General features: G+C 42.3%; 21 protein-coding genes. 19 read left to right on the top strand and 2 right to left on the bottom strand.

Annotation, left to right across the window (positions count from 1 at the left end):
• Positions 1–3 precede the first annotated feature (3 nt).
• The 7 genes from FC36_RS00390 to FC36_RS00360 all read left to right on the top strand — a co-directional run bounded on the left by FC36_RS00390 (position 4) and on the right by FC36_RS00360 (position 6,366).
• Entirely contained in the window at positions 4–327 is a 324-nt protein-coding gene (locus FC36_RS00390) for a YlbG family protein (protein WP_025020251.1), read from the top strand.
• Positions 324–887, top strand: coding sequence for a 16S rRNA (guanine(966)-N(2))-methyltransferase RsmD (gene rsmD, locus FC36_RS00385; RefSeq protein ID WP_023858921.1), 564 nt, complete (start codon positions 324–326; stop codon positions 885–887). Before FC36_RS00390 ends, rsmD begins: the two co-directional genes overlap by 4 nt.
• A complete protein-coding gene (coaD, locus tag FC36_RS00380) occupies positions 887–1,375 on the top strand; it encodes a pantetheine-phosphate adenylyltransferase (RefSeq protein WP_023858920.1) in 489 nt (162 codons plus the stop codon). The genes rsmD and coaD overlap by 1 nt, the downstream gene beginning before the upstream one ends.
• A gap of 318 nt (positions 1,376–1,693) precedes the next feature.
• Positions 1,694–2,629: a ribonuclease Z gene (rnz, locus tag FC36_RS00375; RefSeq protein WP_023858919.1), complete on the top strand. Its 936-nt coding sequence runs from the start codon at positions 1,694–1,696 to the stop codon at positions 2,627–2,629.
• Positions 2,630–2,641: 12 nt separating this feature from the next.
• A complete protein-coding gene (locus tag FC36_RS00370) occupies positions 2,642–3,448 on the top strand; it encodes an SDR family NAD(P)-dependent oxidoreductase (RefSeq protein WP_023858918.1) in 807 nt (268 codons plus the stop codon).
• Positions 3,449–3,466: 18 nt separating this feature from the next.
• Complete coding sequence (gene recJ, locus FC36_RS00365) at positions 3,467–5,830, top strand: single-stranded-DNA-specific exonuclease RecJ (RefSeq protein WP_025020252.1); 2,364 nt, start codon at positions 3,467–3,469, stop codon at positions 5,828–5,830.
• Positions 5,831–5,847: 17 nt separating this feature from the next.
• Positions 5,848–6,366: an adenine phosphoribosyltransferase gene (locus FC36_RS00360; RefSeq protein ID WP_023858916.1), complete on the top strand. Its 519-nt coding sequence runs from the start codon at positions 5,848–5,850 to the stop codon at positions 6,364–6,366.
• A 67-nt stretch (positions 6,367–6,433) separates the two neighbouring features.
• Here FC36_RS00360 and FC36_RS00355 read toward each other — a convergent pair whose 3' ends face one another.
• Positions 6,434–9,067 (bottom strand): YfhO family protein, encoded by a 2,634-nt coding sequence (locus FC36_RS00355; RefSeq protein ID WP_056986647.1) that lies wholly within the window; start codon positions 9,065–9,067, stop codon positions 6,434–6,436.
• A 211-nt stretch (positions 9,068–9,278) separates the two neighbouring features.
• Here FC36_RS00355 and FC36_RS00350 point away from each other — a divergent pair, with 211 nt between their 5' ends.
• The 9 genes from FC36_RS00350 to FC36_RS00310 all read left to right on the top strand — a co-directional run bounded on the left by FC36_RS00350 (position 9,279) and on the right by FC36_RS00310 (position 16,138).
• On the top strand, positions 9,279–11,342 hold the full coding sequence (locus FC36_RS00350) for a peptidoglycan D,D-transpeptidase FtsI family protein (RefSeq protein ID WP_056986646.1): 2,064 nt from the start codon (positions 9,279–9,281) through the stop codon (positions 11,340–11,342).
• A gap of 105 nt (positions 11,343–11,447) precedes the next feature.
• Positions 11,448–12,212, top strand: coding sequence for a YveK family protein (locus FC36_RS00345; RefSeq protein WP_035187692.1), 765 nt, complete (start codon positions 11,448–11,450; stop codon positions 12,210–12,212).
• A gap of 11 nt (positions 12,213–12,223) precedes the next feature.
• Positions 12,224–12,943, top strand: a complete 720-nt coding sequence (locus FC36_RS00340; protein WP_035187695.1) for a CpsD/CapB family tyrosine-protein kinase — start codon at positions 12,224–12,226, stop codon at positions 12,941–12,943.
• A gap of 110 nt (positions 12,944–13,053) precedes the next feature.
• A complete protein-coding gene (gene rpmG, locus FC36_RS00335; RefSeq protein WP_023858911.1) occupies positions 13,054–13,203 on the top strand; it encodes a 50S ribosomal protein L33 in 150 nt (49 codons plus the stop codon).
• Between the two features lie 53 nt (positions 13,204–13,256).
• Positions 13,257–13,805, top strand: coding sequence for a 5-formyltetrahydrofolate cyclo-ligase (locus FC36_RS00330; protein ID WP_023858910.1), 549 nt, complete (start codon positions 13,257–13,259; stop codon positions 13,803–13,805).
• A 1-nt stretch (position 13,806) separates the two neighbouring features.
• Positions 13,807–14,469 (top strand): rhomboid family intramembrane serine protease, encoded by a 663-nt coding sequence (locus FC36_RS00325; protein ID WP_035187699.1) that lies wholly within the window; start codon positions 13,807–13,809, stop codon positions 14,467–14,469.
• A 33-nt stretch (positions 14,470–14,502) separates the two neighbouring features.
• Positions 14,503–14,712 (top strand): YqgQ family protein, encoded by a 210-nt coding sequence (locus FC36_RS00320; protein ID WP_023858908.1) that lies wholly within the window; start codon positions 14,503–14,505, stop codon positions 14,710–14,712.
• 24 nt (positions 14,713–14,736) lie between these two features.
• Positions 14,737–15,696, top strand: coding sequence for an ROK family glucokinase (locus tag FC36_RS00315; RefSeq protein ID WP_023858907.1), 960 nt, complete (start codon positions 14,737–14,739; stop codon positions 15,694–15,696).
• A 31-nt stretch (positions 15,697–15,727) separates the two neighbouring features.
• Positions 15,728–16,138 carry a rhodanese-like domain-containing protein gene (locus FC36_RS00310; RefSeq protein ID WP_156409487.1) on the top strand — a complete coding sequence of 137 codons (411 nt, stop codon included), beginning with the start codon at positions 15,728–15,730 and terminating at the stop codon, positions 16,136–16,138.
• A gap of 97 nt (positions 16,139–16,235) precedes the next feature.
• Here the strand turns inward: FC36_RS00310 and FC36_RS11460 are convergent, their stop codons facing one another.
• Positions 16,236–16,412, bottom strand: coding sequence for a DUF3042 family protein (locus tag FC36_RS11460; RefSeq protein ID WP_023858905.1), 177 nt, complete (start codon positions 16,410–16,412; stop codon positions 16,236–16,238).
• 157 nt (positions 16,413–16,569) lie between these two features.
• On the opposite strand from FC36_RS11460, the gene miaA reads away from it, so the two are divergent.
• From miaA to FC36_RS00295, 3 genes are all read left to right on the top strand, one after another.
• A complete protein-coding gene (gene miaA / locus FC36_RS00305) occupies positions 16,570–17,508 on the top strand; it encodes a tRNA (adenosine(37)-N6)-dimethylallyltransferase MiaA (protein WP_025020255.1) in 939 nt (312 codons plus the stop codon).
• Between the two features lies 1 nt (position 17,509).
• On the top strand, positions 17,510–18,781 hold the full coding sequence (locus FC36_RS00300; protein ID WP_056986644.1) for a methionine gamma-lyase family protein: 1,272 nt from the start codon (positions 17,510–17,512) through the stop codon (positions 18,779–18,781).
• Positions 18,782–18,859: 78 nt separating this feature from the next.
• Positions 18,860–19,246 carry a MerR family transcriptional regulator gene (locus tag FC36_RS00295; RefSeq protein WP_023858902.1) on the top strand — a complete coding sequence of 129 codons (387 nt, stop codon included), beginning with the start codon at positions 18,860–18,862 and terminating at the stop codon, positions 19,244–19,246.
• The last annotated feature ends 20 nt before the right edge of the window (positions 19,247–19,266 follow it).

Below are 19,266 nucleotides of genomic sequence, written 5' to 3'. Positions count from 1 at the left end.
GATGTGGAACTTTTGGAAGAATTTGTAGCCCAAAAAAGACGGGGAATCTTTGTTTACTTACAGCATCTCAAGCAAAGTAAGCAGATGCGTCGTTTCGGTGCTATTCAATATGTTTCTCGTAAGATGAAATATGTCTTACTTTATGTAAATGAAGAAGACGTCGAGAAAACCGTAGCGCAACTACGTAAGCTACGTTATGTTAAGGATATCATTTTGTCACCACGTCCAGAGTTGGTGACGGATTTTGAAAAAATGATTGGGACCTTCAAATTAACCGCAGAAGATCAAGAAAAATTTGTAAATAAAGGTGAGAAGAAAGAATCATGAGAGTAATCGCTGGAAAATATGGTGGACGCCGCCTCAAGGCGGTACCGGGGATGCAAACCCGTCCCACAACCGATAAGGTCAAAGAATCAATGTTTAATATTATGGGACCTTATTTTGCGGGTGGGAAGTCGTTAGACTTATTTGCCGGCTCTGGTGGCTTGTCAATCGAAGCTGTTTCCCGCGGAATTGACCACGCAACTCTGATTGACCGTCAATACCAAGCTGTTAAAACGATTAAGGAAAATATCGCCGTTACCAAGGAAGAAGATTGCTTTCAGGTGTTTAAAGGTGATGCTTTTAAGGTCATGGAACGTTTGGCTTTGGCTGGAAAAAGTTATGATTTGGTCTTCTTAGATCCACCTTACAAGAAGCAGCAAATTCTAGTCACCATTGAAAAATTGGTGACCTTAAACTTGTTAAATGAGGATGCAATAATTGTTTGTGAAACCGATGAAGACGCTCATTTACCAGGTGAATTAACCGGTTTTGAATGTTTCAAACAGGTTAATTATGGAATTACCTACTTAACTTATTATCGGTATTTAGGTGGTGAAGTTTAGTGAAAGCTATTTTTCCAGGAAGCTTTGATCCTTTAACTAATGGCCACTTAGATTTAATCAAACGGGCAAGTCAGCTTTATGATCAACTTTTAGTTGTTGTGGGCAATAATACCAGTAAAAAAGCGTGGTTTAGTCCGACAGAAAAACTTGTCTTGTTACAAGAAGCCTGTCAAGGGTTAGATAATGTGTCTATTCAAATTTTACCGGCAGACTTAACCGTAAACTTGGCCCGCGAAGTCGAGGCTCAAGTGATTATACGTGGAGTTCGCAATCACCAGGATTTTGAGTACGAACAAACGATTGCTAACTTAAATAAGAAATTAGCGCCTGAAATCGAAACACTCTTGTTATTTGCAGATGAAAAGTATACGGCCTTATCTTCCTCGATGCTCAAGGAGATTGCCCGTTTTGGGGGTGATATTTCTGAATTAGTGCCTTCCGTGGTTGTTAAAGCCATGCAGGCCAAGCTATCGGGAATGGAAGTTTAATGTAATGGGTTAATTGTAGAATCCTGTGGTCAACCCCTAAATGACAATTTTTAGTCAAGTTTAATCAATCTAAGAATTAAGCCAAAATTCTTAGATTGTTTTTTAATACATTTAAATATTTGAATTGATAAAAAGGGGAAATTTACCCAGAAAAATGCATAAAATAACCCCTTTAAATTATATTTAAAAAATTAAATTTATAGAACCATAAAATTTCGTTAAAGAATTTAATTGGCATATTACGTGGGAAAAATGGTAAAATATAATGTGATGCGTTTTGCGTAGAGAAATCCTTTAGAAAGTGTAGGAGAATATCTAATGGAATTAGAATTTTTAGGAACTGGGGCTGGCTCACCCGCTAAATTTCGGAATGTGACTTCAATTGCTTTGAAACTTCTAGATGAAAGTAATGAAATTTGGCTCTTCGATGTCGGTGAGGGCACCCAACACCAAATTTTAAAAACAACAATTCGGCCACGAAAGGTTGATCGAATTTTCATCACGCACTTACATGGAGATCACTTGTTTGGTTTGCCTGGCTTTTTAAGCAGTCGTTCCTTTCAAGGTGGCGATCAAATGGGGCCACTAACGATTTATGGGCCTAAAGGGGTCAAAGAGTTTGTGCAAACGAGTTTACGCATTTCCCAAAGTAAGTTATCTTACCCCATTAATTATGTTGAATTAGAAGATGAAGGGGTCATTTTAGATACGGACCGTTTCACCGTGGAATTTAAGAATTTAGAACATCGGATTCAAAGTGTCGGTTACCGTGTGGTGGAAAAAGATTATCCTGGCGAACTTTTAGTTGATAAGTTGCGTGCCGACCAAGTTCCTGCCGGCCCGCTTTACGGGCAATTGAAGGCAGGAAAGACTGTGACTCTACCAGACGGCCGTGTTTTGGATGGTAAGGACTACTTAGGTGCAAACAAGAAAGGTCGAATTATTACCATCTTAGGTGATACTCGTCAAGTACCCAATATCGAAACTTTGGCTCAAGATGCCGATATTTTGGTGCATGAAAGTACTTTTGGAAAAGGTGAGGGTAAGTTAGCGCGTAACTACTACCACTCAACTTCCGTTCAAGCCGCAACCGTTGCCCAAAAGGCTGGCGTCAAACAGTTGTTACTGACGCACATTTCTGCTCGGTATGTGGGGCCTTTGGTGCATCGGTTAGAAAAAGATGCTCAAGCGATCTTCGCTAATACCAAGGTGGTACGTGACTTTGATGTTTACCAGGTGCCGTTTCCCAAATAGAAAGGAAAGACAATGACATATCGACAGTTAAAAGATTTGACCAACCGTGTGGCGTTGGTCACTGGAGCTTCAGGGGGCTTGGGCGAACAAATTGCCTATGAATTAGCTCAAAGAGGCGCTATTGTGGTGGCCTGTGCCCGCCGGATGGAACAGTTAGAAAATGTAGTTGCCAATTGCCAGGCCTTATCTGGAAAGTTGGCTTTTGCTTACCAATTAGATGTAAGTAATCCTGAACAAATTGAATCCGTGGTGACCAAGGTGGAGGCTAAAGTCGGTCCAATTGACGTTTTGGTTAATAATGCCGGCTTTGGAATGATGGAAACTGCCTTAGATTTTGACATGAGCATTGCAGAAGAAATGTTTCGGGTCAATGTCTTAGGTCTTATGTATATGACCAAATACACAGCCTTACAGATGGCAAGTCGTCAGCGTGGGGCAATTGTCAACATTGCCTCCATGGCTGGGAAAATTGCCACTCCTAAGGCCAGTGTTTATTCCGCTAGTAAGTTTGCGGTTTTAGGTTATTCCAATGCTTTGCGCTTGGAACTTAAACCCTTAGGAATTTCCGTTTTAACCGTAAATCCAGGACCAATCAAGACACATTTTTTCGACCGAGCTGATCGCTCTGGTAACTACTTGAAAAGTTTGGGGAGTTATGTACTTGACCCGCAAGTGGTGGCCCACAAAATTGTCAAAGCTATTGGGACAAATAAGCGTGAAATCAACCTCCCTAAGAGTATGAATGTCGCACATCATCTCTACCAGGTTTTCCCACATATAGGTGATCATTTAACTGGGGGAGTTTTTAATAAAAAATAACGAGAGGGGATGCTTTGGGTGGAAGCAAAATATACGTGGAAGATAATGTCAGCTAACCAAGACCAAGCCAATGAACTAAGCCGTGAGTTAGGGCTTGATCCTATTATTGCCCAACTATTGGTTGCGCGGGGTTACGAGGATGTAGCTAGTGCGCAGGCCTTTTTAAAGCCGTCACCGGACGGTTTTTACGATCCATTCTTATTACATGACATGGATCAAGCTGTAAAACGGATTCAAATAGCTGCGGAAAAGGGCGAAAAGGTTGTTGTCTATGGGGATTACGATGTTGATGGTTTGACCAGTACGGCCATTGTTTATGAAGTGCTCAAGGAAATGTTGGGGATGGATGTCTCTTACTACATTCCAGACCGTTTTCAAGATGGTTACGGACCTAACCTTGCAGTTTACGAGCGACTGATTGATGAAGGTAACCAGCTAATTATCACTGTGGATAACGGGATTACGGGAAGTCAAGCCGTAGCCTATGCCAAAAGTCGCAACGTTGATGTGATTGTGACTGATCACCACGAATTACCCGCCCAATTGCCTGAGGCTTACGCTGTGGTACACCCTCGTTATCCGGAAAGTGAATATCCGTTTGGTGGCCTGTCTGGGGCCGGGGTGGCTTTCAAATTAGCTTCTGCCCTCTTAGATGAAATTCCGGAAGATTTCTTGGACTTGGCGGCCTTAGGAACTGTCGCGGATTTGGTGGAACTTAAGGATGAAAACCGACTTTTGGTAACTTTTGGGCTTCAAGCTTTAAACTTAGGGCAAAGACCGGGACTGGCTTATCTAGTATCGGAAATGGGTAAACACCTCGGGGACCTGACGGAAAGCGATATTGGCTTTGGTTTGGGTCCGCGCTTAAATGCTCTCGGGCGGATGGGTAATGCTCAAGAAGGAGTCGAATTTCTGACGACTTTAGATGATCAAAGAGCCCAAGAACTAGCTAAGAAGCTGCAAGCCTTGAATACTAAACGGCAAGAAGTCGTGGAACAAATTGAAGCTGAAGCTTTGCAAAATTTGGAAGATAGTCATTTGGTGAACCTGGTGGCTGGTCCTGACTGGAATGAAGGCGTGGTCGGCATTGTGGCTAGTCGCCTGGTGGAAAAGACGGGGAAACCAAGTCTAGTTCTTAGTCTTAAAGATGATATTGCCAAAGGTTCGGGGCGGTCGGTGACAGCCTTTAACCTCTTTGAGGCTTTGGATGGACATCGGGACATCATGGAAAAATTTGGGGGGCACCACATGGCTTGTGGCCTGACAATTAAGGAAGAAAATTTGCCCAAACTTCAAGAAATCTTAGATCAAGCGGCCCAAGCTGTTAACCTCGAGCAGGCTAGGAAGCCTGAATTAACTCTAGCCGGAATTTTACCCTTGGCTAGTGTGAATTTTGAATTGGTGGATAGCCTCAAAGCTTTAGCACCATTTGGAGTAGGTAACGAACAACCCTATTTCGGCTTAACAGATTATCAGGTTCAAAGTACTCGTCAGTTAAGTGAGGGAAAACACCTTAAGCTACAATTGGCGAGTGCAAATCCGCTTAAACCTGCTCAAATGGATGTCATGTTCTTCAAGGTGGCTGACCAAATTGAAGCCATGACCAGTCAGGTTGATCAACTAGAATTTGTCGGTCAATTGGAAATCAACGAATGGCAAGGGCGACGCAGTTTACAAATGTTAGCAACTGATTGGCAAATTGCGACAGAAACGGCCATTAGTCTCAAGGAAGATACTAGCATATCAGAAACTGGGGTGCGCGTCGTAGACGGCCGAATGGCTTCCGGGCAAGATTTACTTGAAATTTTGCAAGCAGGAGGTAATTTTTTGATTTTTGATACTAAATTGCTGGAACGTTCTCGCCAGGTCGTAACGAATAACCAAAGTTTTATGGTGGGCCCCAGTGAAATTGCTCAACTAACAGAGGCTAAAGGAGTGACTTTCGTGGATTGTCCGCCCGATTTAGCTACCTTAAGTGAGGTTTTGGGTCAGTTAAAGTGTCAACAAATTAACCTAATTTTTTATAGTAAGGATAATTTAGCCAATTATCAGTTACCACAGCACGCAGAATTTGGTATGATGTATAAGTACCTGCTCCGGCATGGCGAAATTTATCGTCAAAGTCTAAATCAACACGCCCGAGCGTTGAAGATGTCACGTTCAAGATTAAATTTCATCTTAAACGTGTTTTTTGACGCCGGATTTGTTAAAATAAGACAGGACAGAAATTCTTTTTGGATTGAACCTAGTGAAACCAAAAAAGATTTAATTCAGACCAATGTATATCAACAGCAATTAGCACGGATCAAAGTCCACCAACAATTGCTAGCAAGTACTAGTCAAGACCTAGAAAATTGGGTCTTGGCACAGATGGCGAAATAAAGGAGAAATTTCAATCTATGGCAGTAGATTTACACAATTATGTCGCAAGTATTCCTGATTACCCCGAAAAAGGTGTTGTTTTTCGGGACTTATCCCCATTAATGGCTGATGGCCAAGCTTACAAGCAAGCCACTGACCAAATCGTTCAATTCGCACGGGACAAAGGTGTTGAAATGATTGTGGGACCTGAAGCGCGCGGTTTTATCGTGGGTTGTCCGGTTGCGTATGATTTAGGTGTTGGTTTTGCGCCAGCTCGTAAGAAGGGTAAGTTACCACGGGAAACTGTTAAGGCAGAATATGCTTTAGAGTACGGGACTTCCGAACTTCATATGCACAAAGATGCCGTGAAACCGGGTCAAAAAGTGCTCATCACCGACGACCTTTTGGCTACAGGTGGGACTATTAAAGCCACTATTGATTTAGTAGAAAGCCTCGGGGGAATCGTCGTGGGTTGTGCCTTTTTAATCGAATTAGATGCCTTAAACGGTCGTGACAAGCTTGAAGGCTACGACGTTCTAAGTTTAATGCACTACTAAAATTAGACTCCTTCGAGTCGTAAAAGAAAAAGCTATGTTGTCTAGATTGGCAACATAGCTTTTTAAATTAGAATTTATGGACAGGTCGGGCTAAAAGTAGAAGTATCATCCAAGCACAAAGGCTAAGGGCCAGGCCTAAGTTGAGGTAAGGTGGCCAGTATTTAAGAGTAACGGTATGCTTCCCCTTGCCGATGTCGAAGGCTAAAAAGGTATCTTGAACCTTGTAAGTGTTAACCTGTTTACCATCAACATAGGCTTGCCAACCTTTAGAGTAAGGGATGGTAGTTGTGAAAATTTGGTCATTGTCTAAAATTTTGACTGAACCGGTGAGGTAACGTTGGTTGTATTTCTTAATATGCCAAGCTTGTTTTTGAACTTGCTTAAGCTTGGCGGTAACGGTTTGTTTGTCCAAAGAATAGAGGACAAAGTTGTTCAAGTAGAGATTATTCTTCTTGAGGCGAGCAGTAATGGTAACTTCTTGATTTTTTTGAAGGTTTCCCACGTTAAGAACCACTACATGGCGGAAGGTTTCGTAATGGTTGAGCTTGCGGTTACCTAGATAAAAGTCAACGTAATCACTACTAAGTCCGTTACCTAGGGTTAAGTAGTAAGGATCGTCACTCTTAGGGATGAATTTGAAGATAATTTGGGCATTTTTGCTTTTGTCCAGTCGTGAAATTTTCGCTCCGGTTAGGGTAGTAGCAGTGTTAGTGTTTTGGAAGATAACTTCCGAGAAGTTCTGAGCTTGGAAGTAGGCTGTTGTAGGCCACGCTCCAGTCACAGCATTAAGCCAGCTCGTTTGGTAAGTGATAGGGGCGTTATAGAAAGGTTTGAGTTGCTTCAAGGCTTTATTAGCCCCGTAACCAAGCGAGGTAGCATAAGGGTTTTGATAGATGGCTGTTTGATTTAAATCAGCGACTGGTTTATAATCTTTGAGATTGTAACTTTCAGTCAAAGGGTCGAGGTCAACATGACTATCGTTACTTTGATTACGATCATTTTTTTGGTGGAAGTAGTATTTCATATCCAGCAAACCATCGCTAATTAAGGTGCCATTAGCGTAAGTTACATAATTATCCCCGTCAGGGTTTCCGATTTGACCGAAGAAGTCGGGGATGGCTTTTTCTAAGGCCGAGGAGAAGTAAGCTCCCCCGTTGAAGCCTTGAGCCAGTCCGTCATTTTTCGTTCGAGCATAGGTTTGCCCCGTGCGATATAGGCCGGTATCAAGTTCTTTGAGTTTTCGACTATCTGCTTGGAGGGCCGCGCTAGGTACGCTGTATTCGGCAACACTGAGGTAACTGAGGTTGTTCAAAGAAAAGACGGCGTTAAGCATCATTTCCGTGATCACCACGATATATAAGCAGGCATTACGCTGCTGGCTAGCGCGCCGATTTTCTGGCTGAATTGAAAAAATTAAGAGAACAATCACAGCTAGGAGCGCCGAAAAAATCAAAGTTGTTGTCGTAGCATAGGAGAACTTCTTGAGTTGATCCCAGGTGTAAAGAACAATACCGGCTTCCAGAAAGAAGGCGAGCCAAATTAACATGTAATGTGGCGCAAAGTTTGGCTTAACAAAAGTCTTGGCCGCCAGGTAAATCATCCAAAAGGATAAGAGATAGCTGAAGCGGTAAGGGTACCAGACTGGAAATTGCATTCCGTGCCAAAAAAGGTCTAAGGGTTCAAAGAACATAGAAACCACCAAGAAGACAGAAATTAAAAAGGCACAGATTCTTTCCCGATAACTGAAACGCTTGCTAAAAAAGTAGGTCACAAATAAAAAGAGGACCAAAGATCCGACGAAAATATTGGGGTAACCAGAAGGCATCTGTTTGAAGTTAAAGGATCCTAGCGTTAACTTAGATAAAATTTTCAGGGGGTTATACTCAATTTTAGCGTGGATAACACTCTGGGAGTATTGTCCCTTGCTGGCTTGGAGTGAAAAGAAGGTTGGTAACAAGACCAAGGCCGCACTGGCACCTGCAAGTAAGGAACGACTGGCAAAAAGCCAAAATTGTCGGAAACTATTTTTCAAATTTTGGAAATGCGCGACTTCATAGTAAATAAAGAAGAGCACCAAGAAAATGGCAATCATGTAGCCCATGTAATAGTTGGCAACCAACATTAAGGCTAACCACCAGGCATAGGCTACCCCATGATCGCGGTCTAGTAAGTTTAATAAGCCTAGTATAATTAAAGGTAAAAAGACTAGCGCATCGAGCCACAAGAGATTTAATTGGTTGGCAATCCCCCAGCCCATCAAGGCATAAGAGGTCGCAAAGACCGGTACCAGGATACCACTTTGGATTTGTCTTTGCACTAAAAGGCGACCAAAGGTATAACCAGCCGTGGCGTATTTGAGTAAGGTCAAGACCATGACTCCGGCCATAATGCTTTTGTCTGGGAAAAAGAGTAGGACTAAGTTGAAAGGTGACAACATATAATAAGCCCACTCGCCCAGCATCTCACCTCCGATAGCTTTGGAAAAAGAGTAGAAAAGACCACTGGGGTCATGGAGGATGGTTTGACGATAATATTGGAAGAAGTCGACATATTGTTGACCTAAATCAACAGTTAAGAGACTTTCTTTTCCAAAAGGATACATTTGACGGTAAACAAAATAGCCTAGCATAAGCACCAAAGGCCCCCAAAAGCTCAAAAGGAGCGGGTAATTCCGGCTAAAATATGTACGCAATTTCGACATAAAAACACCTCAAAAAATCATAACATAAAAATTTATTACTTTAAGGATAGCACATTCTTTACTATTTGCGTCCTAAGAATTTCGTAAGAGCGAATTAAGAATTTTAGAGTTTTTTTAAGGGCAAAAGCTATAACACCTGGTGCGGTTTGTGGTAGGATAGTAGAGAGTAAGAAGACTCAAAACATGTTTTGAGAAAGATTGGAGAAAGAACGTGAAATTTTTTACGAACAAACCCAAAGACGGAAGACGCCAAAATCCGAACCGTTCCCACATTCCCTTCCGGCTTAACTTTTTGTTTTTAATTGTCTTCTTGTTATTTGCCGCCTTAATTGGGCAATTGGCCTACCTCCAAATCCTCCATGGAGCCATGTTTGAAAATGAGGTAACAAGTGCGACAACAGAAACAGAGACACAAAATGTGCAACGGGGGCAAATTTATGATGCCACCGGGCGGGTCTTAGTTAGCAATAAGTCCTCTCGCGCCATTGTTTATACTAAGCCCACCCACGTGACGTCCGAGCAGTTGTATGCGATTGCCACAGATTTAACCAAGTATATCACTGTGGATACCGATGATTTGTCTGAATCTTACAAGGTCGATTATTATTTAGTGAAACACGAAAAACAAGTTAATAAGCATATTCCGAGGGCAGATAGTTTGAAGGCTAGTGACTTATATCGGGCTCAAAGTAAATATATTCGTGAGGCCAACCTAGTTGATGACCTCAGTCCTAAGCAAAGAGAAGTAGCCCTTTTGTATGGAAAGATGAATGGCGCTTACTCCTTATCTTCTGTCTATTTGAAGACGTCTGGTGTGACTTCCAAAGAAATGGCTTTGGTTGGTGAGCACCAATCAGAAATGGCTGGTATTAGCGTTGGAACTAGCTGGAAACGTAACTATCCTAATGGTAAGGCAGTTCAATCTGTGATTGGGACGGTGACAAGTGAAAAGTCTGGTTTACCAGATAATTCCTTAAATCAGCTTCTAGCCCAAGGTTATGCCCGTAATGATAGTGTAGGTTCAACCTACATTGAATCCAAGTACGAAAATGTTTTAAAAGGAACCAAAAAGACTATCATGGCTGAAACTCGTAATGGGGAACTCTTAAAAAAGACTACCCAATACGGGGGAAAAAAGGGGGATGATATCGTCTTGACCATCAACTCTAAGTTCCAAAAGGAAGTCCAAGATATTGTTGAAACGCAGGTAAAAAATAACTTGGGAGGCAACCCTTATATGAACGGGGGCTATGCCGTAGTTATGAATCCTTATAACGGGAATATTTTGGCCTTAGCTGGCGCAACCCACAATATTAAAAAAGGGACCGTGACTGAGGATGCTTTAGGGACGATTAATAAATCATTTGTTATGGGATCAGTTGTCAAGGGAGCTATGGTGATGGGGGGCTTGACCTCTGGAGTTATCACACCTAATAATAGTTCCTTAGTTGATTCACCGATTAAGATCGCGGGGACCCCTGCGAAATCATCTTGGTTTAACAAGTCTGGTTCCGCTACGATGCCTTTGACTGCCTCCCAAGCCTTGGCGGTATCCTCGAACGTTTACATGATGAAGTTAGCCATGTTAGAAGCCGGTTTTGACTATCAACCAGGAACGGCTTTGACAATGAGTCCCAAGATTTTCCAAAAATTACGTCAAAACTTTAAGCAGTTTGGCTTGGGGATTAAGACTGGAATAGATATTCCCGGTGAAACTTCGGGCTACGAAGGACCGGGCGGAAAAGCTAATATCGGGAAGGCTTTGGATATGTCCTTTGGGAACTATGATGCCTATACTACGATTCAATTAGCCCAATATGTTGCCATGATTGCTAATGGTGGTTATCGTATCCAACCACATATTCTTCAAGCCATCCGTGAATCTAGCAAGAGTGGGAAGTTAGGTCGCACAGTTTACCAACACGGGCCCAATGTCTTAGGTTCTTATACAGCTAGCAAGGATGAATGGGATGTCGTTAAAAGTGGGCTCTACCAAGTTGTGCACTCTAGTTTGACTTATCGGACAGGTGGGGCTTTAGCAGATATTAAACCGGAAGTTTCGGCCAAAACCGGGACAGCTCAAACTTTTTATGGTCAAAATGAAACAACAACTTTGAGTGCAGTTTCCTATGCACCGTCAGAGAATCCGCAAGTCGTCGTAGTAGTTGCTTATCCGGGGATTAGTGCTGAATCTTCCGGAATCAATACCACCACGGTTAAGCAAATTTATGAAGCTTACTGGAAAGATGTTCAAGATACGAAGAATCTTGATTAAAAAAGATAGACAAGATTGTCTATCTTTTTTTGATACTTGCGAAGATTTATGCTAAAATTGAATAGTTAGTTACTACGTGAAATTAATAATTAGGAGAGAATTTTAATGAAAGACAATACTAGTCAAGAAACAGTTATTGACTTGTCGCAAATTATTAAAGCCCTCAAAGATGATTTAGCCAAAATCATCGCCTGGGCGGTGGCAGGACTCTTAGTCGCTATCGTGGTGGTGACTTTCTTTATTACCCCTAAGTATAGCGCTACGATTGATTTGTTAGTTAACCAAAAGGCCGACAACACTGCGACCCAATATACGGCCCAACAAGCTGACTTGCAAGCTATCAATACATACCAAGATGTTTTGAAAAAGTCGGTGATTTTAACACCCGTTTTAAAACAAGTCCGCAAGACCGATAACTACAAGGGGAACCTTGGGAGTTTACAAAGTTCAGTGACTGTATCCAATACGACCAACTCTCAAGTGGTTTCAGTTACAGTAGAAGATACGAATGCTTATACGGCAGCTGATATTGCTAACACTATTGGAGATGTCTTTACGGAAAAAATTAAGAAGATGATGAAAGTTGACAATGTAACCATTGTTACCAAGGCTAAAGCTAATACCAACGCAACTTTCCCTAATAAGAAGCTTTTTGCAGCGGTAGGTTTAGTTATAGGGGCCTTAATCGGGATGGCCATTGCTGTAATTAAGGAATTAACTAATACCACGGTTAAAGATTCTGACTTCTTAACAGATGATTTAGAATTAGTTAATTTAGGGACAGTTTACCATATGGATAGCGAACGGAACTTATTCAATGTATCCTCAATTAAGGGTAGTGAATACACGAGTTCTAATCGTCGGGTATAAAGGAGTTTATGATGGCGTTTTTTAAGAAAAATAAAGATAAAATCGATAATACCAGTATGGAAAAGGGGGTTAAATTGATCACCGTGGCGGAACCGAACTCTGTCATTACGGAACAATTTAACACCATTCGGACTAACATCCAATTCTCTAGCGTAGATAAATCCTTCAAGACCTTGATGATTACCTCATCATTGATGTCTGAAGGGAAGTCTACTGTTTCGGCTAATGTGGCGGCTTCCTTTGCTAAGCAAGGTTTACGTGTGCTCTTGGTGGATGCAGACTTACGTCGGCCGACGATTGCCTCAACCTTTGGGATTTCTAGTCCCCAAGGTTTAACCAATTACTTGACGGAACAAAACTTTAATATTAATAATATTATCTATGAAACATCTGTGGATAACCTTTTCGTAATGCCTTCGGGTCCTATTCCACCTAATCCATCAGAATTGATTGGTTCTAATAAGATGCAACACTTGGTGGCGGTTTTGGCTGATCAACTAGACTTGGTTATTTTTGATGCCCCACCAGTCTTATCTGTGACGGATGCTCAAATTCTCTCCACTTGTGTGGATGGAACCATCTTGGTGACACGCGCTGAAAGGTCTGAAAAAGATGCAGTGCGCAAAGCAGTTGAATCTATCAAGCATGTTCAAGGCCACATTATTGGTGCTATCTTAAATGATGTGCATGGTAGTGATGGTGCCTACGGTTATGGTTACTACGCCAAGTAAAAAAGACAAAAAAATACTGGTAATAAAGATTAAAAAATGATATAGTATTTATGTTAGAGCCGAAGTTTTTACTTCGTGCGAATTAGTAAGTATAAGGGAGGTCAGAACAGATGCGTAACAACATTACTTTAGAATGTACAGAATGTCACGAACAAACATACCTTACAAATAAGAACAAACGTAACAACCCAGATCGTTTAGAACTTAAGAAGTACTGCCCACGCGATCGTAAGGTTACTTTACACCGTGAAACAAAATAATTAACAGCAGGCTTTGGTCCTGCTTTTTTTATTGATAACAATGAGGTGGTTATATGGAAAAAAAGCAAATTCGGCAAGTCCAACTTCAAAAACTAGGCCAAGCTGCTAACTCTTGGGCTAAAACTGCCCAGGAATTGGATTTATATCAACAGTTACTACAGACGCCGGAATGGCAAGCGGCCCAAAGTGTCGGTTTAGTTTTAAGTGAAAAAGTCGAAATCGATACTAAACCGCTAATTTTAGCAGCGCAAAGCCAGGGCAAAAAGGTCGGTGTGCCGAAAACCTATCCTGATTTTCAGATGGAATTTATTTATTTAGAAAAGACGACGGAAATTATCCGCACTAAATTTGGCGTACTCGAACCTAAGGACGGGCAGATTATTCCTAAAGATCAGTTAGATTTAATTATTGTACCAGGGCTTTTATTTACTAAACAAGGTGATCGAGTTAGTTTTGGAGGAGGCTTTTATGATCGCTACCTCCAAGATTATCCCGGTCATACTATTGCTTTAGCTGAAGATTTACGTTTGACAAACCAAATTATCTGGCCGGTAGAAACCACTGATATACAGATTCACAAAATTTTAACAGTAGGTGATTAGAATGCGACCTAGTAAAACAATTTGGGTGACCCAAAGTTTGATTGTTCTCAATCTTTTAGTTTATTTAGCCGTTTTGATTTTCTCTAACTTTCACCTTTCGACTTTGGCTTTGATTACCGCCGGAGCTAAGTATGGTCCTTCCATCTACCAGGGTCAATGGTGGCGGTTGGTGACTGCCGTTTTCCTGCATGGAAATTTGGAACACCTCTTGATGAATATGTTGACCCTTTATTTTATGGGGGGCTATATCGAACGTTTCTTTGGACACATCAAAATGTTAGCCCTTTATTTTATCGGCGGAATTGCCGGCAACATTGCGAGTTTGTCTTTTAGTCCGTTGACCGTGTCAGTGGGGGCTAGCGGGGCGGTTTTTGCCTTATTTGGGGCCTTTCTCATGTATGGTCAGTTTCATCGTGATAATGGACCACTATGGTCTTTGACCCGCCAGTTTGGACTTTTGATACTCTTGAACTTTATCTTCATCGGAGCCAATATCGACTGGCAAGCCCATCTAGGTGGTTTATTGGCCGGATACCTGACGGCTTATGTTTTATCATATCCTGACTTGATAAGTAATTGTCCCCCTAAAAATCAGCGTATACTTGCCGGACTTGTACTAATAATAATTTATCTACTTTTGTACATCAAAGGTTTAAATTATTGAGAAAATCCAGTATAATTGAGAGGTGACGTGTTCATGAAGGACTTGTATGATGTACAGCAATTGCTGAAAAGTTTTGGAATTTTTGTTTATGTTGGCAAAAGAATGTGGGATATTGAATTGATTGCCTTAGAACTCGACCACTTACATGATTCTCAGGTGATTGATGATCAAACTTTTGTGACGGCCAAGATGATTTTGGCGCGTGAACACCGCAAAGAAGAACAGCGTGAGAAACGCAAGTAAAAGATAATAAGGAGTAAATAGCTGATGGATAAGAAGTTAATTGGGGTTGACCTTGGTGGGACAACTATTAAATTTGCCATTTTGACAGAAAATGGTGACATTCAACAAAAGTGGAGTGTTGAAACAAATATCTTAGATGAAGGTAGCCACATCGTGCCTGATATCGTAGCTTCCATTAACCATCACCTTGACCTCTACAAGATGGACAAGGACCAATTTATCGGAATCGGGATGGGGACTCCCGGGACGGTTGACGTGGAAAAAGGGACGGTCGTTGGGGCCTACAACTTGAACTGGAAGACCCTCCAAAATGTTAAAGCCGAAATTGAAGCTGGCACAGGCATTAAATTTGCGGTTGACAACGATGCCAACTCAGCTGCTTTAGGTGAAAGCTGGAAGGGTGCTGGTGACAATGCCAAAGAAGTAGTCTTTGTAACCTTAGGGACTGGTGTTGGTGGCGGGGTTGTCACTGACGGAAAATTAGTCCACGGGATGGGTGCCGGTGGTGAAATCGGCCACATTAATGTTCACCCAGGTGGTTTCGAATGTACTTGTGGAAACAAAGGTTGTTTAGAAACTTATGCTTCCGCAACCGGGGTGGTCCGGGTAGCGCGTGCGATGGCGGAAGAATTCGCTGGTAAATCCCACCTTAAAGAAGCTGTCGACAACGGTGAAGAAGTAACTTCAAAATTAGTCTTCGATTTGGCTAAGGATGGAGACAAGTTAGCGGATATGGTTGTTGACCGTGTATGTTACTACTTAGGTTTAGCTGCGGCTAACTTAGGTTCAACCTTAAACCCTCAATACATTGTTATCGGGGGTGGGGTATCTGCGGCAGGTCGTTTCTTATTAGACCGTGTAGATAAGTATTTCCAAGAATTTGCCTTCCCGACGGTACGGACTTCAACAACTTTGAAGTTGGCTGAATTAGGAAATGATGCTGGGGTTATTGGAGCCGCTTCATTAGCCTTACAATTTAAGTAAAAAAGTTTATTAAGCAAAGGGAGGTGGAATTGTGTTTGCAGCAATTTCAACAATAACGGCCCTAACGATTGTCTTATGGTTAATTTTAGCTTGGATTATCGGAGTCCAAATTTACAATTGGTTGGTCGGTCGTAAAGTTTCAAAAGTGGTAGAAAACGAAGAGTTCAAGGCGGGTTTACGCAAAGGTCAAGTTGTCGACATCCGTGAAAGTGCCGATTTTGAAGCTGGTCATATTTTAGGGGCGCGCAGCATGCCGTATAGCCAATTTGCCCTTTATGAAAATGCCTTACGCAAGGATAAGCCGGTTTATATTTACGATCAAAACCGCTCCCTTTGCGTTCGAATTGCTAAGCGTCTTTATAAAAAAGGTTTCAATGAAATCTACATTTTAAAAGGTGGCTATGCCAAGTGGGATGGCAAGACCAAAAAAGCTAAATACTAAACTGAAAGTCAGGATGAGCCTATCTTGGCTTTTTTGGTTATCATTGGTAATTAAACAAAGCCAGACTTCACAAATGAGTCTGGCTTTGTCTAGTTTTTTAACCTTGGTGAGCGGAGCGGCTCTTGCGTAAGGCACGCCGCCGGTGTTGGTCTAAGATTTCTTCTCTTTCTTCAATTGGTTCAACCACTGACTTTTTGAATGCGTAAAGGCAACCAGCTAAAGTCCCGAGTGTAGCTGCTACACCGAAAAGAGCACCACGAGTAAAGTTTTTCATACTTTTTTCCTCCTTCGAGTTATTACTTTTATTATAAAACGATTCCACCTTGAATAGCTAGAGAAAACCGTTAATTTTTCCCAAAGATTTCTGCCCAAAAAGCTAGAAAAATGCTACAATAAGTAACGATTATATCCACTGAGAAAGGAAAGAAAAATTGAAACAAAAAATTGTTTTAATCGTGGGCCCAACCGCCGTGGGGAAGACGGCCTTATCTTTGAAATTGGCCAGGCATTTCTCTGGCCAAATTATTTCCGGCGACTCCATGCAGGTTTACCGCGGTTTAGATATTGGCACAGCTAAGGCTACTCCCGCCGAACAAGCTCAGGTCCAACACTATCTTATCGACTGTCAGGAGATTGACCAACGTTGGTCGGTGGCCGATTTTATCCAAGCGACAGAAGAACTAACGGCTCAAATTAGTCAAGCCGGCGACTTGCCTCTCTTAGTTGGGGGGACGGGTTTTTATCTCCAGGCGTTACTAGATGGTTACCAACTCGGTGGTGATAAATTCGACCAAACGGACCTGGCTTATCGTGAAAAATGGCAGGCTTTCGCTGAAGAAAAGGGCAGTCAAGCTCTTTGGGACAAACTCGATGAAATCGATCCACAAGCTGCCGCTAAGATACCGGTGCGCAACCGCAGTCGGATTATTCGGGCGTTGGAAGTCTATGAAAAGACCGGGCAACGCTTTTCAGACCAAGCAGACCAACCCAATCCTCACTTTGAGGCATTTATTATCGGACTTAATACTGATCGCGCCTTACTTTATGAGCGCATCAATCAAAGAGTGGATCAGATGTTTGCAGCAGGTCTCCTGGAAGAAGCTCGGAGACTTTACGAAGCGGGGGGCTTAGCCTTGCCTGCTGGTAAGGGAATTGGCTACAAGGAACTGTATCCTTATTTTGAAGGTCACATCAGCTTAGAAGAAGCCAAGGCGGACATCAAACAAAATTCTCGCCGTTATGCCAAGCGACAATTGACTTGGTTTAGAAACAAGATGCAGGTTAACTGGTATGACCTGGTCTTACACCCAGAAGATGAAAATAAAATTATTAAGGATTTAACGGCTTGGTTAAATCCAAAGGAAGGATAATATGCAAACAATTAGTTGGAAACAAGATTTACCCCAAGAATTACAAGTTAAGGTGGCGGAAGTCGAAAACCAAATCGCACCGCGCTTAGAAGAAATGGACCAAGTGGCCCTCTATAACCAACAACGTGTCCTCCGTCTCTTTCGCAAACACCGTGTATCAGAAGAAGACTTAGTTGGCTCGACGGGGTATGGTTACGATGATATAGGTCGCGAAAAGATTGAAAAAATCTACGCAGACTATTTTAAGACGGAAGATGCCTATGTGCGGCCGCAAATGGTATCAGGGACCCACGCCATTCATACGGCCTTTTACACGACCTTACGCCCTGGTGACACTCTTTACTACTTAACGGGAACACCTTATGACACCATCCAAGAAGTTATCGGGATTGCCGGCGATAATCCTGGGACGATGAAGGAATTTGGAATTAATTTCAAGGCCACCGAATTACTAGATAATGGTCAAGTAGACTATGAGAATGCCCGTAAGGTTTTGGAAACAGACCAATCCATAAAAATGGTCGCTATTCAACGTTCCCGTGGTTACTCCACTCGTGATAGTTTTGTGGTGGCTGAAGTTGCCAAGATGATTAAGTTCGTTAAGGAGATTAACCCCAATTTGGTAGTCTTCATTGACAATTGCTATGGTGAATTTACTGAATACGAAGAACCAACCTTTTATGGGGCTGATCTCATGGCTGGTTCTCTCTTTAAAAATGCCGGGGCTGGTATTGCCAAAGGGGGAGCATTCCTAGTTGGACGGGCGGACTTGATTCAAGCCGCCGCCGCGCGTTTAGTGGCTCCTGGGGTTGGTAAGGGCGAAGGTCCAACTTGGGGTTACATGCGTGATATCTACCAAGGTTTCTTTATGGCGCCACATACCACTGTACAGGCTATTAAGGGGTCCATTTACACAGCTGCGCTTTTAGAAAAGGTCGGCATGGAAGTCTCACCAGCCTGGGATGCGCCACGGACAGATTTGGTACAAACGGTAATTTTTCACGAGCGTGACGCTATGATTAATTTCTGTGCGGCCATCCAACACTACTCAGCGATGAACTCCTACGTTGATCCGGTACCGTCCTTTATGGAAGGTTATGAAGACGAAATCATTATGGCTTCGGGGAGTTTTATTGAAGGTTCTACGGTCGAATTATCTTCCGACGGTCCTTTGCGTGAACCATTTGCCCTTTATATTCAGGGGGGCTTATCGTACGAACATGTGAAATTAGCCATTACCAACGCCGTGAACGAAACATTTTATACTATGTAAGAAAACGTTACATGAAACGCTTGACAAGTATTGGTCTGCTTGTTATGATAAGCATGTAATTCAGTAAGGAGTGCAGATATGAAGGAAAAAGAGCTTCGACGCTCACAGGCTGTCTTACCCATTGGTACAGTAATGAAATTGACGGACCTTAGTGCGCGTCAGATTCGTTATTATGAAGAACAAGGTTTGGTGGTTCCCCCTAGAAGTGAGGGTAACCGTCGCATGTATTCATTGAACGATATTGATAAATTGTTAGAAATCAAGGATTACCTGGCTGAAGGCATCAATATGGCGGGCATTAAGGAAATCTATGCCCAAGAAGCTGCCAAAAAGGCAAAGCTTCAAGAAGAAGCTAAAAACCGGGTGATGACGGATGCTGAAATGCGTCGCGTTTTGCAAAAAGAGTTTATTAATGTTAGTGGGTTGGGCAAGCCAACGACTTTTCCGCATAATCAACATCTCTAAGTCAACTTATTACGCAAGGA

It is taken from the genome of Ligilactobacillus equi DSM 15833 = JCM 10991, assembly GCF_001435735.1.
Taxonomy (GTDB): Bacteria; Bacillota; Bacilli; order Lactobacillales; family Lactobacillaceae; genus Ligilactobacillus; species Ligilactobacillus equi.
The sequence above is the reverse complement of the archived record's forward strand: the minus strand, read 5'-3'. Positions and strand labels throughout refer to the sequence as shown.

Excerpts from the sequence above, each read along its gene's own strand:
- rpmG (WP_023858911.1), top strand. The coding sequence starts at position 13,054 with ATGCGTAACAACATTACTTTAGAATGTACAGAATGTCACGAACAAACA.
- FC36_RS00315 (WP_023858907.1), top strand. The coding sequence starts at position 14,737 with ATGGATAAGAAGTTAATTGGGGTTGACCTTGGTGGGACAACTATTAAA.
- FC36_RS00340 (WP_035187695.1), top strand. The coding sequence starts at position 12,224 with ATGGCGTTTTTTAAGAAAAATAAAGATAAAATCGATAATACCAGTATG.
- FC36_RS00295 (WP_023858902.1), top strand. The coding sequence starts at position 18,860 with ATGAAGGAAAAAGAGCTTCGACGCTCACAGGCTGTCTTACCCATTGGT.
- FC36_RS00360 (WP_023858916.1), top strand. The coding sequence starts at position 5,848 with ATGGCAGTAGATTTACACAATTATGTCGCAAGTATTCCTGATTACCCC.
- FC36_RS00355 (WP_056986647.1), bottom strand. The coding sequence starts at position 9,067 with ATGTCGAAATTGCGTACATATTTTAGCCGGAATTACCCGCTCCTTTTG.
- rnz (WP_023858919.1), top strand. The coding sequence starts at position 1,694 with ATGGAATTAGAATTTTTAGGAACTGGGGCTGGCTCACCCGCTAAATTT.
- FC36_RS00320 (WP_023858908.1), top strand. The coding sequence starts at position 14,503 with ATGAAGGACTTGTATGATGTACAGCAATTGCTGAAAAGTTTTGGAATT.
- FC36_RS11460 (WP_023858905.1), bottom strand. The coding sequence starts at position 16,412 with ATGAAAAACTTTACTCGTGGTGCTCTTTTCGGTGTAGCAGCTACACTC.
- FC36_RS00330 (WP_023858910.1), top strand. The coding sequence starts at position 13,257 with ATGGAAAAAAAGCAAATTCGGCAAGTCCAACTTCAAAAACTAGGCCAA.
- FC36_RS00345 (WP_035187692.1), top strand. The coding sequence starts at position 11,448 with ATGAAAGACAATACTAGTCAAGAAACAGTTATTGACTTGTCGCAAATT.
- FC36_RS00325 (WP_035187699.1), top strand. The coding sequence starts at position 13,807 with ATGCGACCTAGTAAAACAATTTGGGTGACCCAAAGTTTGATTGTTCTC.
- rsmD (WP_023858921.1), top strand. The coding sequence starts at position 324 with ATGAGAGTAATCGCTGGAAAATATGGTGGACGCCGCCTCAAGGCGGTA.
- FC36_RS00300 (WP_056986644.1), top strand. The coding sequence starts at position 17,510 with ATGCAAACAATTAGTTGGAAACAAGATTTACCCCAAGAATTACAAGTT.
- FC36_RS00370 (WP_023858918.1), top strand. The coding sequence starts at position 2,642 with ATGACATATCGACAGTTAAAAGATTTGACCAACCGTGTGGCGTTGGTC.